Raw genomic sequence first — 15,944 nt, forward strand, 5'->3', positions numbered from 1 at the left:
CCCGCCCTGGGCGTTTGGCGACGGTTGACGCCCTCAAGGGGCTCACGGTGATCTCCATGGCCCTCTTCCACTGGTGCTATGACCTGAGTCATCTCTTTGGGGTGCCCCTTGCGTTCTTTCGGCCGCCTCTTCTGGATGTGTGGCGCGCGTCCATCAGTTGGACCTTCCTGTTCGTCGCCGGCTGGATGTGCTCCTACTCACGCAGCCTGCCGCGCCGCGCCGCCAGGTACCTGCTCGTCGCGCTGGGGATATGCGCGGCCACGAGCGTGGCGGGCGTCGATGCGCCCATAAGCTTTGGCATCATCTTCTGCATGGGGGCCAGCACGCTTCTTGCCGCCCTGCTGGGCCGCTATGGCCTCCCGCGAGGAGGTGGGGCCACGACGCTGGCCCTCGTCGCCCTCTTCGTGCTGAGCCTCAATGTTCCTGCCGGCTTTTTTGGCGCGGGACCCGTTCTGATGCGCCTGCCGCAGGGGCTCTACGCCACCCCCTGGCTTGCCTGGCTCGGCTTTCCTGACGCCCTCTTCTGCTCGGGGGACTACTACCCCCTTCTCCCCTACGGCCTCATGTACCTGGCTGGCGCGAGCTTTGGCAGGGGGCTCTCGGCGACGTCGACGCCCACGGCGCTCGGCAGGTCCGTGTGTCGCCCCCTCGAGTGGCTGGGCAGGCACTCGCTCGTGGCGTATCTGGTCCACCAGCCCCTGCTGCTGGCGCTTGGGGCCGCGCTGACAGGCAAGGTCCCTTAGGACCGGCCGTCCTCGACGTCCTGGTCATGACGCTCGCGTCCGCCAGACCGGGTGTCTGCGCAGGCGTATCGCCGGAGCGTGTCTGCCAGGCGTGCGGGCACCCGCGCCGTGACGAGCAGACCCTCCTGCAGGTACTGCTCGCGCATGATCTGGCAGCGCTCATGGATCAGCTTCTGAAGGAGCCCCTTGTCATAGGGGATGAGGACGGTCATGGCCCGGTCGCCCTCGCCCGCCTTCTGCGCCACGCTAACGAGCAGCGCGTCCAGGCCTCGACCGTCCAGCGCCGAGACGAGAAGGGCGCTCGGATGCGCGCCCATGACGCCCGCCAGGTCCGTCTCGTCAAGAAGGTCGCACTTGTTGTAGACGATAAGCGAGGGGGTGTCGGCGGCGCCGATCTGGCCGAGCACCTGATCGACCGCCTCGAGCTGCCTGTCGCGCTGGGGGTCAGAGGCGTCGGCGACCCTGAGGATCAGGTCGGCGGCGCGCGCCTCGGCCAGCGTCGACTTAAAGGACTCGACGAGCGTGGTGGGCAGCTTTTGGATGAACCCCACGGTGTCGGTGAGGGTGACCTTGCGCCCCGCGTCCAGTGACAGCGCCCTCGTGGTGGGGTCGAGGGTCGCAAACAGCTCGTCCTTGGCATACACCTGCGCGCCCGTGAGCCGGTTGAGCAGGGTTGACTTGCCGGCGTTCGTGTAACCGACGAGCGCGACGCGATAGACGCCCGAGTCCCATCGCGCCTTGCTCTGCACGCGGCGGCGCCCCTCGAGCGCCTTAAGCTCGCGCCTCAGCCAGCTGATGCGGTCCCTGATGAGACGGCGGTCAACCTCGAGCTGGCTCTCCCCCTGGCCAAAGCGGCTCCCGATGCCGCCGCGCGTCTGCTCGCCCACGAGGTGGCCCCACATCCCGCGCAGGCGGGGCAGCACGTACTGCAGCTGTGCGAGCTGGACCTGGAGCCTGCCCTCGTGCGTCTTGGCATGCGTGCCAAATATGTCAAGTATCAGGGCGGTGCGGTCGATGACCTTGGTCGGCTCCCCCATGACGCGTTCGAGGTTGCTCTGCTGCGAGGGGCTCAGCTCGTCGTCAAAGATGACGACGTCGGCATGGAGCGACCGTGCCAGGCGGGCGATCTCCTCGGCCTTGCCGCTGCCGACGAGGGTGCGCGGCACGAGACGCTCGAGGCGCTGGGTGACCACGGCGACGACGTCGGCGCCGTCCGTGTGCGCGAGGCGGCCGAGCTCCTCGAGCGAGTCCTCGAGGGACCAGCTCGCGTCTCCCAGATCAACGCCGACGAGGATGGCGCGCTCGCGCGCCGGGGCCGTGGGCCGCGGGGTGAACCTAGCCATCCGCAGCACCGACCTCCCGCGCCTCCGCAAGGGCGTCGAGGACCTTCTCCGCCGTCTCCTCGGGCGTCATGAGATCCAGGTTGAGCGTCCGGGCGCGACCGTCCCTCCTGATCCAGGAGAGCTGGCGCTTCGCATAGCGCCGCGTGCGCGTGACCATGAGGCGTCGCGCGTCGTCGAGCGTGGCCTCGCCGCGCAGCACCGACACAAGCTCCTTGTAGCCGATGGCCTGCGCCGCCGTCGTGTCATCGATGAGGGCCCCCTCCTCCCACAGCCCGCGCACCTCATCGAGAAGCCCCGCCTCGAGCATCTGGTCCACGCGCCGCTCGATGCGCCGGTAGAGACGCTGGCGGTCCATCATGAGCGCGAAGATGAGCGTGTGGTAGCGCGGGCGACGGTCCTTGAGGCCCTCGTGCGTGCGCGCGTAGCTCAGCCCTCGCTCCCATAGCTCGAGGGCGCGCATGACGCGGCGGGAGTTCTGCGGGTGGATGAGGCGCGCGCTTTGGGGGTCGAGCTCTGCGAGTCGGGCATGCAGGCCGGCGGGGCCCAGCGTTCGCAGCTGCTCGTCCAGGCGCTCCCGCACGCCGTCTGCCAGCCCCTCGGGGCCCGGGGGAAAGTCCATCTCGTCGATGACGGCGTCAAGGTAGAGTCCCGTCCCGCCGCAGAGGACGGGCGTGAGCCGCCGTGCGAGGAGGCGGTCGAGCTGCGCGCGTGCCTGGTCCTGGAAGAGCCGTGCCGAGAAGCTCTCGCGAGGGTCGGCGACGTCAACCATGAGCAGGGGCGCCCGACGGGCGCCGACGGGCGTCTTGGCGGTGCCGACGTCCATGCCACGATAGACCTGCATCGCATCGACGGAGATGACGGCGGATCCCAGGCGCTCGGCGACGCGCTCGGCGACGGCGCTCTTGCCGGAGGCCGTGGGGCCGACGATGGCTATGACGGGACCGGGAAGGCTCACCGAGGCTCACCTTCGAGCGACCCGCGCAAAAACCAGGGGCGCGCGTCTTTCACGCGCACGTCGCAGAGCGTTCCTGCCAGCGACGCCGCCGACCTGTCTGCGGGAAGCGCAAAGAGGACGGTCTGGTTCTTGGGGCTGTGCCCCACCATGACGCGCTCGTCGCGCTTCGAGGCGCCTTCGACGAGGACCTCGACGACGGCGCCTCGCTCGCCTTGGTTGGCGGCGAGCGCGCAGTCCTCCACCACCCGGGCAAGGCGCTCGAAGCGTCCCTGGATGACGTCGCGCGGCGTGTCGTCGGCGATCTTCGCCGCAGGCGTGCCCGGGCGGCGCGAGTAGATGAAGGTGTAGGCGGACGAGAAGCCCACCTCGCTCACGAGGGAGAGGGTGTCCGCGAAGTCCTTCTCGGTCTCGCCCGGAAAGCCCACGATGATGTCCGTGGAAAGGGCGATGCCGGGGACCGCCGCCCTGAGGTCGGAGACGATCTTGAGGTACTGCTCGCGCGTGTAGCTGCGGTTCATGGCCTTGAGAATGCGCGTGGAGCCGCTCTGCACCGCCAGATGGAGGTGGGGCATCACGGCGGGGACCTCCGCCATGGCCCGTATGGTGTCGGCTGAGAGGTCCTTGGGGTTGGACGAGGTGAAGCGAACGCGCTCGATGCCGGTCTGGCCCACGCGCCGCAAGAGCTCTGCAAAGCGGGGCTCGCCGTACAGGTCGCGACCGTAGGAGTTGACGTTCTGGCCCAGGAGCGTGACCTCGCGCACGCCTTCGGCGGCCAGGCGCGCGACCTCGTCAACCACGCGCTCCATCCGTCGGGCGCGCTCGCGGCCGCGGACGTAGGGGACGATGCAGTAGGTGCAGAAGTTGTTGCAGCCGTACATGATGGGCACCCAGGCATGGAAGCTCGAGGCACGACGCGAGGGCAGGTCGGCCGAGAAGCCCCTCCCCTCCTCGCCCGTGTCCGCCACGACGCCCGTGCCGTCGCCCTCCAGGGCCTCGACAAGCAGCTCGGGCAGGGACGCCAGGGCGCTCGTGCCAAAGACGACGTCCACGTTGGGGACGAGCTGGGACAGATTCGCGCCCTCGCGCTGTGCGATGCAGCCCCCCACGGCCACGACGCGCCGACCGGACGGGGCCGCAGGCAGCCGCGAGAGGTTGGAGGCCTCGCCGTACAGGTGCGTGTCGGCCTTCTCGCGCACGGAGCAGGTCATGAAGACGACGACGTCCGCGTCGGCGGCGTCGCTGACCGCGATGCAGCCGCACGAGTCCAAAAGGCCGCTCACGCGCTCCGCGTCATGAAGGTTCATCTGGCACCCGAAGATGCGGACGAAGTAGGTCTTGCCGACGAGGCTCCTCTGATCCGTCACGACGCCTCGCCGCCCATGTGCGCGCCGCCGTCGGAGGTCTCGGGCCCAAGACAGCTCGACGAGCTTTGGGCGCTGATGCGATGCACGTAGATGGCGATGCGGATGGCCGTGCGCGTCTCGCCGCCGATCTCGATGTCCGAGAACGTGGGCGCGCAGGAGATGTCAACGCCCGTGGGGATGAGAAAGCCGCGGGCGATGGCGATGGCCTTGACGGCCTGGTTGACGGCCCCGGCGCCCACGGACTGTATGTTGACGGGCGCGCCGTCCTTGACCATGCCCGCAATGGCGCCGGCGACGGAGGCGGGAGAGGACTTGCTCGAGACCTTGAGGAACTTCATGAAACTCTCCTGTTGTGCGATTACCTCGTTTGAGCTGCGACGTCTGCGTGTTGGATCGATGCGTGCGAGAGTGGGCCTGTCTGCCTATGGTACCGCAGAACCCCTCAGTCATCCTGCGAGACGCGGAAGGTGACGACCACCTTGCCGCCTGTGGCGCGCACCTCGGGGTCTTCCATGAGGTCAAGGTAGTACCGGTCGGCCAGGTAGGAGAAGTCCTTGCGCATGAGGCGCGAGAACGCGCTGGCGTCGCGCGCGTCGATCCTGAGCCGACGTGCCTCGCGATAGATGTCCGCCGGCTTGGCGACGCCAGGACCCCTGCGATCGAGGCGGCGCGTGAGCGTGGCGTAGACGCTGCGCACCGGCTTGATCTGCCCTGAGCACACGCGATGCGCCGTGCGCTCCCCCATCTCGAGCCCGACGGAGCGGGCCGCGTCGAGGAGCTCCGTCGCGTCGGCGGCGGCGGGAAAGCGCTCGAGCACTCCCAGGTCGTCAAGGCCGTCAACGAAGAGGAGCTCGCTGGGACCGCGTACGAGGCCCGTCTTGCTCCGCAGGGTGGCGGCGACGTCGGAGGGCGATCCCACCCACACGTCCAGGCTTCCATGCTCCTCCAGGGCAAACTCGCAGCAGCGCCTGATGATGTTGTGCGGCCCCCTCGTCAGCCGACGCTCTCCGTCCTCGCCCACCTCGAACGCAGGCCAGCTCGACTGGTCCTTGCGCTCGGGCAGCCGGGTGACGTCAAAGGTCACCTTGACGGCCGTACCGCGTCCGGGGACCGTGGCGCTCACGCAGGAGCTCGCGGCGTTCTCCCGGACCGAGAAGAGCGCCATGCCCCTGCCGTGGACGCCCCAGCGGTCCTGGCGAAAGCTGTCCAGCTTGGAGGTGACGCGCGCGTCAAAGACGCGTTCGCGCAGGTCATCCGGGATGCCGCAGCCGTCGTCGAGCATGACGAGCGTGCGGGTGTCCCCCTCGCGGGACAAGGCGAGAAAGACGTGGCGGGCCCCGGCGTCGCGGGCGTTGCGCAGGAGCTCGAGCACGGCGTCCTCCACGCAGCGGACGTCCTGCTTGGCCTGACGACGCTCCGCCTCAGAGACCCTGAGGCGGACGAAGCCCTCCCCGAGGTTCTCCTCGACTCGCAGCGAGCGGTCGAGGCCGACGTCGGAGATGAAGTCTGCGAGGTCGTCGGAGGCGGACATCCGTGCCGCCTATTTGGCGATGCCCACGGCGCGCGACTCGCGGATGACGACGACGCGCACCTGCCCGGGATACTGCATGCCGTCCTCGATCTGACGGGCGATGTCGTGGGCGAGGACCGTCGCCTCGGCGTCGGAGACCTTCTCGGGCTGCACCATGACGTGCAGCTCGCGACCGGCCTGCATGGCGTAGGTGCGCTCGACGCCCTCGTGCGCGTTGGAGATCTCCTCGAGCTTCTCGAGGCGCTTGATGTACGCCTCGGCGCTCTCGCGGCGGGCGCCGGGTCGTGCCGCCGAGATGGCGTCGGCGGCCTGCACCAGGACGTCAAGCACCGTGTTGGGCTCGATGTCCGCATGGTGCGCCTCGACGGCGTGGACGATCTCGGGGCGCTCGCCCAAGCGACGGCAGAGGTCGGCGCCGATGACGGCATGCGGCCCCTCGACGTCATGGTCGATGGCCTTGCCGATGTCGTGCAGAAGGCCGGCGCGCTTGGCGGGCGTCTCGTCAAGACCCAACTCGGAGGCCATCATGCCGCAGAGCGAGGCAACCTGGACCGAGTGCCTGAGGACGTTCTGGCCAAAGGAGGTCCGGTAGCGCAGGCGGCCGAGGACCTTGATGAGGTCGGGATGGAGGTCTTGGATGCCGCAGTCAAAGGCGGCCTGCTCGCCGGCCTCGACCACGCGCTCGTTGACGAGCGTCTCCGCCTTGGCGTACATCTCCTCGATGCGCGCGGGATGGATGCGCCCGTCGGCGATGAGGTTTTCGAGGGCGACGCGGGCCGTCTCGCGGCGCACGGGGTCGAAGCTGGACAGAACGACGGTCTCGGGCGTGTCGTCGATGACGAGTGAGACGCCCGTTACCTGCTCGAACGTGCGGATGTTGCGCCCCTCGCGCCCGATGATGCGCCCCTTGAGGTCGTCGGAGGGGATGTGAACGGACGTGACGGTGATCTCGCTGGCCTGGTCCGAGGCGCAGCGCTGAATGGCCGTCGAGACGATCTCGCGCGCGGTCTTGTCGGCCCGGGCGCGCACGCGCTGCTCGGACTCGCGCAGGATCTGCGCCTCCTCGCGCACCGCGTCCGCGCGGACGCGGTCGAGCAGCTCCCTGTGGGCGTCCTCGCGGGTCAGGACGGCGATGCGCTCGAGCTCCGCCGTCTGCTTGCCAAAGAGCTCGTCAACCTCGACTTTTCGCTTGTCGATCTGACCCTGGAGGCTCGAGAGCTGATGCTCCTTGCGATCGAGGGCGTCGTTGCGGCGGTCAAGGGACTCCTCGCGCTGCATGATGCGATTCTCCATGGCCTGAAGCTCCTGCTTGCGCTTCTTCTCCTCGCCCTCGGAGCTCTGCTTGAGCTTGAGAATCTCCTCGCGTGCCTCGACGAGGGAGGTCTTTCGCGCGGTCTCGGCGTCACGCTGGGCGTCCTCGGTGATGCGGCGCGCCCGTTGCTCCGCCTCGCTGACGACTCTCGCGGCCTCCTGGACCTTGGAGTTGTTGGCGTTCGAGACGAACAGGTAGGACCCGATCGCCCCCGCCGCCAGGCAGATTATGCCAATGATGATCCATTCCATGGTTGCTCCTCAGATAGCTGGTATGTCTGTTCAGGAGACCGATGCGCACGTCATCGGAACCCGCCATCTGAGGCGTACTCTGAGCTGTGTGTTTCGACCGAGAGCAAAAGGAACGTGGCCAACAGAACAGATATGGATACCAGCCCCGCAAGGCTGGAAAAAACGACTCAAACAGCAGCTTTAATCCTAATTTGGCGGCCGCGACCTGTCAAACCAAAAGAACGAGCGGCAACCCAAACGCATGGATTGCCGACAACTCAGGAGGGCAGGAGTCCCTCGTCTCGCAGCCGTGCGGCCGCGGCGTGGGCGACGGCCGCCGAGAAGCCGCGCGCGCACAAAAAGCGGACGGCCTTGGCGTACGGGTCACGCCCGCCGAGGCGCCGTCGCGCGACCAGCTCGAAGGCGCGCGCGTCCTCGCCCCCGGGGTCAATGAAGGCGTCAGGCCAGCCGTCGAGCTCGCCCACGTCAACGCCGCGCTGGGTGAGCGCCCGCTCGATCTTGGCCATGCCCCAGCCGGCGTAGAGCTTCGAGCGCACGAAGACGTCGGCATAGCGGGCGTCGTTGACGAGCCCCAGGTCGCGCAGACGTACGAGGCAGGCCGTCGTGACGTCCGACCAATAGCCGTCCGCCCGCAGCCTGTCCGCAAGCTCCTTGGAGGAGTAGTCGCGCCTGTCCAGAAGAAAGGTGGCCCGCAGGCGCGCCTGGCGCTCCTGAAGCTCGCGCAGCTTGAAGACGAGCTCGTTGCGCGAGCGGGGCGCGAGCGACCCCTGCCTCCTGAGACGCTCCAGCTCCTTGCCGACCGCGAGCGGCACCCAAAACGTCTCCTCGGCGTCGTCCTGGACGAGCGAGACGCACGCCGTCGGCTTGAGGTGCGAGATTCCCTCCTGCCGAGCGCGACGGGCGGGAAGCGCGACGCTCCAGGTGAGGGCGCCCTTGTCCTGGCGTGCGTCCATGGCTAGGCCTCGCTCGTGGGCCCGTCGCCCAGGAGGGGCTCCCCCACCCGCTCGTCGCCCAGCTCGAGCCCGCAGGCGACGCGCACCTTGTGGTCAACCTCCTCGCGCAGGTCGGGATTGGTGGCCAAAAACTCCTTGGCCGCCTCGCGACCCTGACCCAGGCGTTCCTCGCCATAGGTGAACCAGGACCCGGCCTTCTCGACGATGTCATAGTCGACGGCCATGTCGAGGATGGAGCCCTCCTTGGAGATGCCCGTGCCGTACATGATGTCAAACTCCGCCTGCTTGAACGGGGGCGCGACCTTGTTCTTGACGACCTTGACGCGGACGCGGTTGCCGACGATCTCGTTGTTGCGCTTGATGGAGTCGATGCGACGTATGTCCATGCGGACGGACGAGAAGAACTTGAGGGCGCGGCCGCCCGGCGTGGTCTCGGGGTTGCCGAACATGATGCCGATCTTCTCGCGCAGCTGGTTGATGAAGACGCAGGTGGTTTTTGACTTGGAGAGCGACCCGGCGAGCTTGCGCAGGGCCTGGCTCATGAGACGTGCCTGAAGGCCGACCGTGGTGTCGCCGATCTCACCCTCTATCTCGGCGCGGGGCACCAGCGCCGCGACGGAGTCTATGACGACGACGTCGATGGAGCCCGAGCGCACGAGCATGTCGCAGATCTCGAGCGCCTGCTCGCCCGTGTCGGGCTGGGAGATGAGCACCTCGTCTATGTCGACGCCGATGCGCGCGGCATAGCTGGGGTCGAGCGCGTGCTCCGCGTCGATGAAGGCGACCATGCCCCCCATGGCCTGGGCCTCGGCAAGGATCTCGAGGGACAGCGTCGTCTTGCCGGAGGACTCGGGGCCGTAGATCTCGACGATGCGGCCGCGGGGCACGCCGCCGATGCCGAGCGCCGCGTCAAGGGCGATGGAGCCCGTGGGGATGGCCTCCACCTCAAGGTCCGTACCGCCGTCGCCGAAGCGCATGATGGCCCCGCTGCCAAACTTCTTGTTGATCTCCTTGGCGGTGGCCTCGATCATCTTGTCGCGCTCCTCGCCGTAGGTCTTCTCGTGGACCTCGCGCGCGGGAGCCTTGCTCTTTGCCATGCTGTCTCCTCAGGTCGTGACTACGCGAATGACTATATGCGAACACCCGTTCTATGTCAATCAAGCTGCCACAAGCGTACGAGCGGTGACTGGCAGGGGGCTTGCAAAAAGCTGGCGGCATCCTCGCGCCCTGCCGCGCGGCAAGCGTGAGGCGGCCTCTGAGCAGGCGGGCGGATGAGACCGTGGTCCCGTGGCGTCTCTTCCGCGCGTCCGTCTATGGCCTGGCGCCCTCAATCTCCTCACAAAGGAGGCGCAAGGCGCGACGGACCGCCTGACGGCGCACGGACGCCCTGTCGCCCGAGAAGCGCTCGAGGACGCAGCGCGTGCCGTCTGGGCCGTGCACGCCAAACCACACCGTTCCGACGGGCCTGCCGGGCTCTGCGCCGTCCGGGCCGGCTATGCCCGTCACCGAGACGCCAAAGTCGCTTCCGACGACGCGCGTGACGCCCTCGGCCATCTGGGCGGCGCAGGGCGCCGAGACGGCGCCTCGCGCCGGGTCGCTCAGGACGTCCTGCGCCACGCCGAGCACTCGCGCCTTCACGGACGTCGCGTAGGAGACGACGCCACCCACGAGCGCGGCGGACGAGCCGGGCACGGAGGTGAGGGCGCCGCACACCAGGCCGCCCGTGCAGGACTCCGCGCAGCCGACGGTCACGCCGCGCGAGCGCGCCGCACGCACCACCCGCCGCGCGAGTGCCTCCTCGCCCGGGGCGTCCGGGGCCCCTTTCGCCCGTGCGCCGTCGCCCATGGCCCTACCCCTTCCTGACGATGACGTGCCAGGACTTCATGAAGTAGTCCAGGCCGGACCAGATCGTGAGGACGACCGCCGCCGCGAGGCATAGCCGAAACGCCGTCGCAAGCAGGTTGACGTACGTCCCCTGCGGCAGGGCCATGACGAGAAGGAGCCCCGATATGGCCACCATCGTCGTGGCGGTCTTCCATTTTCCCAGGTCGCTCGCCGCGACGACCTCGCCCTCGGAGGCGACCACCATCCGCAGCCCCGAGACGAGGAACTCGCGGGCGACGACGACGAGCAGAACCCAGGGGCTGACCCATCCCATCTCGAGCAGGAAGCAGAGGGACACGACGACGACGAGCTTGTCGGCGATGGGGTCGAGGAACTTGCCGAAGGTCGTCACCTCGTCGCGACTGCGCGCCAGGTACCCGTCGAGCTTGTCGGTGAGCGACAGGAGGACGAAGAGAACGGCGACGAGAGCCAGGCCGGGCTGGAACTCCCCCGGCACGGGCGCCCCCGCAAGCTCGGCCGCGAACAGCCAGGCGGGCACGAGCGCCACGCGAAGGCAGGTCACGATATTGGCTGGAGTCCAGATTCCCTTAGTCGCCACATGTCTCACCGTCCTCGTCGGAAACGACCTTGCCCTCGAGCTCATAGCAGAACGAGTCCGTCAGCAGGACCCGGACCTTGTCACCGACGGACGCCTCGCCGCAGGCGAGGTGCACCGCGCCGTCGCAGTCGGGCGCCTGGAACCAGGCGTGGCCTATGAGCTCGACGCCCTCGTCGGTCTCGTCCACGCCGTCAATGATGACGTCAACGACCTCGCCCACGTGGGACGCCGTCGCGGCAAAGCCCAGGTCCTCGGCGACGTCATGGAGGCGCTGCTCGCGCTCGCGCCGTTCGTCCTCCCCCACCTGGCCGTCCATGCCGGCCGCGCGCGTGCCGTCCTCGCGCGAGTACGCGAAGACGGAGGTGTAGTCAAACTCCTGCTCCCTCACGAAGTCGAGCAGCTCCTCGAACTCCTCCTCCGTCTCGCCGGGAAAGCCCACGAGCCCGGTGGTCCTGAGCACCATGTGGGGGATCTCGCGCCTGAGGCGGGAGAAGAGCTCCGCGAGCTCGCGACGTGAGCCGCTGCGGCCCATGGAAGAGAGCACCCTCTCGTTGCAGTGCTGGATGGGGATGTCAAGGTAGGGCAGCACCTCGCTGACGTCGCGCAACGTCGCGACGAGCTCATCGGTCATGCCCTCGGGCTGCAGGTAGAGCACGCGCACCCACCCGCCGTACGGGGCGACCTCGCGTGCGACCTGACGCAGGAGCCAGGCCAGGCTCAGCTCGCCCGCGCCGAGGTCATGGCCCCACACGCCCGTGTCCTGTCCGATGAGGACGATCTCGCGCACGCCGCCTGCCAACAGGTCACGCACCTCAAGGAGGATCTCGTCGGCCGGCCGCGACGCATAGCGGCCGCGGATGTAGGGTATGGCGCAGAAGGCGCAGAAGCGGTCGCAGCCGTCGGAGATCTTGACGTAGGCGCTCGCGCCCTCCACGGTGCGCAGGCTCGCCGAGGCGTCTCGTCCCTGCGCGGCCTGCGGAGGCTCCGTGTCGAGCACGCGCGACACCACCTCGACGATCTGGTCCTCCTCGCTGGTCCTCACGAAGGCGGCCACCTCGGGAAGCTCCGCCTCAAGGGCGCTTCCGTAGCGGGAGGGCACGCATCCGCACATGATGATGGGTCGTGCGCGGACCCCCCGATGGACGTCATCGGCGAGCTCCAGGGTGGCCTCGACGGACTCGGAGGTCGCCGAGGCCAGAAAGGAGCAGGTGTTGACGAGCACGACGTCGGCGTCATCGACGTCATGGGCCTCGCCGAAGCCCGCGTTGAGCAGCAGCGCCCTCATGCGGTCGGTGTCGACTTCGTTCTTCGCGCAGCCGAGCGTCACGAACAGGCAGGATTGCATCGACGCCTCCCGCTAGCGGTAGTTGACGAACTGGAGCGGCTGGCCGTAGTCGCCCTCCCTGAGCGCGGCGATGACCTGCTGGAGCACGTCGCGGGAGGCGGAGCTCACCCGAAGCTTGTCCCCCTCGACCGTGGGCTTGCACTTGAGCTTGAGGTCGCGAACGTCCTTCGCGATGCGTTTGGCCGTCTCCTTGTCTATGCCCTGGACGAGGCTCCCGCTCTGGCGCACCGATGCGCCGGCGGCAGGCTCGACCTTGCCCCAGCGCAGCGCCGCGAGGTCGATCTGACGCTTGGCGAGCTTGCCGGCGAGGACGTCGCGCACCTGGGCGCATACGAAGTCGGAGGGGGCCTGGATCGTGAAGGTCTCGTCCTTGCGGGAGAAGTCCAGGGTGGCACCCGTCTGCTTGAGGTCATAGCGCTGCGTCAGCTCGCGCGCCGCCTGCTGGTAGGCGTTGTCCACCTCCTGGAGGTCCACCATCGACACGATGTCAAAGCTTGCTTCCTTTGCCATGAGGCCTTCCTTCCTGTGACGTTGCTGGTGCCAGGGCGCCTAGGCGCCCGTCGAGTCCGTGCCGGCCGCCGAGCGGGAGGTCGCCTTGGACGCCGCGGCGTCCGTCTTGCCCGTGCGTAGCGAGAGCTCGCGCGCGACGGGGGCGAGCTGAGGTCACGGGAGGTGTAGCGACGCTCCCAGTCGTCCGCGCCCGCGGTTCCGCGACGCACGAGGGGGCTGCTCTGCCCCTTGGGCCTCACGGGGGACGTCGTGGCGAAGCCTCCCATGTCACCCGCATATCCGCCGGAGGTGGGCAGGAGCCCCTGGCTCCCCCGGAAGCCCTCGCGACGGGGCATCCCCACGGACGCGTCGACGTGTCGCGACCGGGCGAGGTCCCTGCCTCCCGCCCGCTCCCAGTCTGCCATGTCCCGGCTGAACTGCTGGGAGACGGTGCGGGGATTGAGGCCGAGATAGCGCGAGTACGACGCGAGCATGCCCTGGGCGTAGCCGCTCTTGGGCATGTGGGCAAAGTCGCCCTCCTCAAACGCGACGAGGGCGCGCTCCTTGAGCTTGAGGACCGACGAGGCCTGGGCGATGGAGAGGCCGAGCGCTCTGCGCCTCTCGACGAGCATCTCGCTGAAGCGTGGACGAGCCATGGTCCCTACACCCCCCTAAAGGCGGCTTCTTGGGTCTTGAGCTGCTCGAGGGAGTCCTTGTCCAGGAGCACCTCCCGAGGCTTCGAGCCGTCCGGCGGGCCGACGACGCCCTTTGCCTCGAGCATGTCCATGATTCTACCAGCACGGGCGTACCCCACCTTGAGCCTTCGCTGCAGTCCCGAGGTGGAGCCCAGCTGGGAGTCGACGACGATGCTTGCGGCCTCCCACAGAAGCGGGTCGTCCGCCTCGTCCTCCTCTCCCATGCCCGCGCCGGACGCGCCGGGCTGCCCGGGGACGATCTGCGAGAGGATCTCCTCGTGGTAGTCGGGCGCCGCCTGGGCGCGAATGAACTCCACCACGTCGTTGATCTCGCGGTCCGACGTGTAGCAGCCCAGGACGCGGCGGGGCGAGAGGCCGCGGTCCTTGAAGAGCATGTCGCCGTTGCCCAAGAGGCGCTCGGCGCCCGTCTCGTCAAGGATGACGCGCGAGTCGATGCCCGAGGACACCTTGAGCGCCACGCGGCTGTCGATGTTTGACTTGATGAGACCGGTGACGACGTTGGCGGAGGGGCGCTGCGTGGCGATGACGAGATGGATGCCCGCCGCGCGGGCGAGCTGCGCGATGCGGACGATGGACGCCTCGACGTCCTTGCCGGCGACCATCATGAGGTCTGAGAGCTCGTCGATGATGACGACGAGGAAGGGCATGGGCTCGGGCGGGTTGTCCATCTTGGCGAGGGCGCCGTCTTTGCAGAGGCGGTTGTAGACCTTGATGTCGCGCGCCCCCGCCTTCTGGAAGACCTTGAGGCGCCGCTCCATCTCCGAGACGGCCCAGGCGAGCGCGCTCGCGGCCTGGCGAGGCTCCGTGACGACGGGGACGTAGAGGTGCGGAAGGCCGTTGTATGCCGAGAACTCCACGCGCTTGGGGTCGATCATGATGAGGCGCACCTGCTTGGGAGTGGTGCGCATGAGCAGGGACATGATCATGGAGTTGATCATGACGGACTTGCCCGATCCCGTCGTGCCCGCCACGAGCATGTGAGGCATCTTGGCTATGTCGGCGATGACGGGCCTGCCCGCCGAGTCGCGGCCGATGGCCACCTCGAGGGGGCCGCCCGCGGCAAAGGGCAGCACGTCCCCCAGGTGCACGTTCTGGCGCGACTTGTTGGGAATCTCGATGCCCACGTAGGAGGTGCCTGGGATGGGAGCGAAGATGCGCACCTTCTCGGCGGCGAGCGTGAGCGCGATGTCGTCCTCGAGGTTGCGGATGCGGTTGACGCGCTCCCCCTCCCCCATCTCGACTCGGAAGGTGGTCACGAGCGGCCCCGAGACGTAGTCAACGACGCGGCCGGTGAGCCCGAACTCCTCCAGGGTGCCCTGGAGACGCGCGCGCGTCTGGTCGAGCTCCTCCTTGCTGCTCGCGCTTGCGGCGCTGTTGGGGTTGGAGGAGAGCATGGAGAACCGTGGCAGCTCGTAGCCGTCGGCGTCATCGCCCGGGCGCGACGTCTTGGCCTTGGCCGCAGCGGACACGGGACGGGCGGGCGCCTCCGCGCGGGCCCGAGAGGTGGTGCAGCTGGGAGTTTGGGCGGCCGCGTGCTTGCGCGGGGTCCCTCGGCGCCCGCGCGCCAGGGAGCGTGCGGCGGCGTCCTCGAGAAACGGCGGGACGGCCGGCTGACCTGGCAGGTCGCTCGCAACGTCCAAGGCTCCCTCGCCTGCGATGACGGCCGTCGTCGCGGCGGGCTCGGACGTGGCGACGTCTATGTCAGGATGACGATGACGCAGCAGCCGCGTGGGCGCCTCCTCCGGCGCCTCGGGGCGCCCCCTCCTGAGGACGGTGGTCTTGCGCGAGCCCAAGAACGTGGTCTGGGCGACGTCCTCACGCTGGGCGACGGCATCAGGGAGCCCGTCGTCAAGAGGCCCCTCAAGGTCCACGGGCCGGCGGCGGGCGGCGATGCGGCGCCGCGCCGACCCCAAGGAGCCCTGAAGGCGCTCGACCAGGCGCGACACCGAGAAGCCGCAGACGACGACGCCCACGATGGCGAGGCCCACGAGGACGATGTTGCCGATGACCTGGCCGACGCTCTCGAGGAGGAGCAAGGCAAGCGCCCCGCCCACGTAGCCGCCAAACTCCTTGGCGACCTCGTCCAACAAGACGGCCGGGGGCTTTACCCCGACGACGTATGAGTTGATGGAGAGCAGGCCCAGGATCGCAAGCGCGATGAGGAGCACGCCCAGCGCGATGTGGCCCGAGAGAGGCCCGTCGTCAGGCACGAAGAACGTCAGCGCGAGCACGGCGACGGCCACGGGGCAGAGAAGCGCGCCCGCGCCAAAGCACAGGTGAAGCGCCTGACCGCAGGCCTGCGTCACGATCGCGTCAGAGGGTGCCACGACGGAGACGGCCAGCGCCATGGCGAGCACCATGAGCAGGACCCCGACGATGTCGCCTGCGGTCGTGCCGCGCAGGCTTCCCAGGGTGCGAGAGGGGCTCGGGGCCCCCGGGCGCGAGACGGGCTTGCGCGTGCGGTTGTGAGCTGCGTTTGATCTACGTAGTGCGGCCATG

Annotated in this window: 15 protein-coding genes; 1 reads left to right on the forward strand and 14 read right to left on the reverse strand. The window is 68.6% G+C overall.

Translation table 11 applies throughout. The annotated features are described in order from the left end of the window. The first annotated feature begins 14 nt into the window (after positions 1-14). Complete coding sequence (locus tag BN3001_RS03470; RefSeq protein ID WP_058270399.1) at positions 15-743, forward strand: heparan-alpha-glucosaminide N-acetyltransferase; 729 nt, start codon at positions 15-17, stop codon at positions 741-743. Here the strand turns inward: BN3001_RS03470 and hflX are convergent. The 14 genes from hflX to BN3001_RS03535 all read right to left on the reverse strand — a co-directional run bounded on the left by hflX (position 740) and on the right by BN3001_RS03535 (position 15,943). Then, positions 740-2,086, reverse strand: coding sequence for a GTPase HflX (gene hflX / locus BN3001_RS03475; protein WP_058270400.1), 1,347 nt, complete (start codon positions 2,084-2,086; stop codon positions 740-742). The two genes, BN3001_RS03470 and hflX, sit on opposite strands and share 4 nt — an antisense overlap. Further along, positions 2,079-3,041, reverse strand: coding sequence for a tRNA (adenosine(37)-N6)-dimethylallyltransferase MiaA (gene miaA, locus BN3001_RS03480; RefSeq protein WP_058270401.1), 963 nt, complete (start codon positions 3,039-3,041; stop codon positions 2,079-2,081). Before miaA ends, hflX begins: the two co-directional genes overlap by 8 nt. After that, positions 3,038-4,405 (reverse strand): tRNA (N6-isopentenyl adenosine(37)-C2)-methylthiotransferase MiaB, encoded by a 1,368-nt coding sequence (miaB, locus tag BN3001_RS03485; protein ID WP_058270402.1) that lies wholly within the window; start codon positions 4,403-4,405, stop codon positions 3,038-3,040. Before miaB ends, miaA begins: the two co-directional genes overlap by 4 nt. Next, complete coding sequence (locus tag BN3001_RS03490; protein WP_058270403.1) at positions 4,402-4,743, reverse strand: stage V sporulation protein S; 342 nt, start codon at positions 4,741-4,743, stop codon at positions 4,402-4,404. Before BN3001_RS03490 ends, miaB begins: the two co-directional genes overlap by 4 nt. Positions 4,744-4,847: 104 nt before the next feature. After that, entirely contained in the window at positions 4,848-5,936 is a 1,089-nt protein-coding gene (locus BN3001_RS03495; RefSeq protein WP_058270404.1) for an ATP-binding protein, read from the reverse strand. Between the two features lie 9 nt (positions 5,937-5,945). Further along, positions 5,946-7,499 (reverse strand): ribonuclease Y, encoded by a 1,554-nt coding sequence (gene rny / locus BN3001_RS03500; protein WP_058270405.1) that lies wholly within the window; start codon positions 7,497-7,499, stop codon positions 5,946-5,948. Positions 7,500-7,756: 257 nt separating this feature from the next. Next, positions 7,757-8,452 (reverse strand): regulatory protein RecX, encoded by a 696-nt coding sequence (locus BN3001_RS03505; protein ID WP_058270406.1) that lies wholly within the window; start codon positions 8,450-8,452, stop codon positions 7,757-7,759. A 2-nt stretch (positions 8,453-8,454) separates the two neighbouring features. After that, on the reverse strand, positions 8,455-9,549 hold the full coding sequence (gene recA, locus BN3001_RS03510; RefSeq protein ID WP_058270407.1) for a recombinase RecA: 1,095 nt from the start codon (positions 9,547-9,549) through the stop codon (positions 8,455-8,457). Positions 9,550-9,763: 214 nt separating this feature from the next. Continuing rightward, positions 9,764-10,297: a CinA family protein gene (locus tag BN3001_RS03515; protein ID WP_058270408.1), complete on the reverse strand. Its 534-nt coding sequence runs from the start codon at positions 10,295-10,297 to the stop codon at positions 9,764-9,766. 4 nt (positions 10,298-10,301) lie between these two features. Beyond that, positions 10,302-10,940 (reverse strand): CDP-diacylglycerol--glycerol-3-phosphate 3-phosphatidyltransferase, encoded by a 639-nt coding sequence (pgsA, locus tag BN3001_RS03520; RefSeq protein ID WP_058270409.1) that lies wholly within the window; start codon positions 10,938-10,940, stop codon positions 10,302-10,304. Then, entirely contained in the window at positions 10,885-12,240 is a 1,356-nt protein-coding gene (gene rimO / locus BN3001_RS03525; protein ID WP_058270410.1) for a 30S ribosomal protein S12 methylthiotransferase RimO, read from the reverse strand. The genes pgsA and rimO overlap by 56 nt, the downstream gene beginning before the upstream one ends. Positions 12,241-12,252: 12 nt before the next feature. Continuing rightward, a complete protein-coding gene (locus tag BN3001_RS03530) occupies positions 12,253-12,750 on the reverse strand; it encodes a YajQ family cyclic di-GMP-binding protein (protein ID WP_058270411.1) in 498 nt (165 codons plus the stop codon). Next, positions 12,663-13,385, reverse strand: coding sequence for a helix-turn-helix domain-containing protein (locus tag BN3001_RS08135; protein ID WP_082629959.1), 723 nt, complete (start codon positions 13,383-13,385; stop codon positions 12,663-12,665). The genes BN3001_RS03530 and BN3001_RS08135 overlap by 88 nt, the downstream gene beginning before the upstream one ends. Before the next feature lie 5 nt (positions 13,386-13,390). Further along, entirely contained in the window at positions 13,391-15,943 is a 2,553-nt protein-coding gene (locus tag BN3001_RS03535) for a DNA translocase FtsK (protein ID WP_058270412.1), read from the reverse strand. Position 15,944: the final 1 nt, after the last annotated feature.

Source organism: Olsenella massiliensis (assembly GCF_001457795.1).
In the GTDB taxonomy this organism is placed as follows: domain Bacteria; phylum Actinomycetota; class Coriobacteriia; order Coriobacteriales; family Atopobiaceae; genus Olsenella_F; species Olsenella_F massiliensis.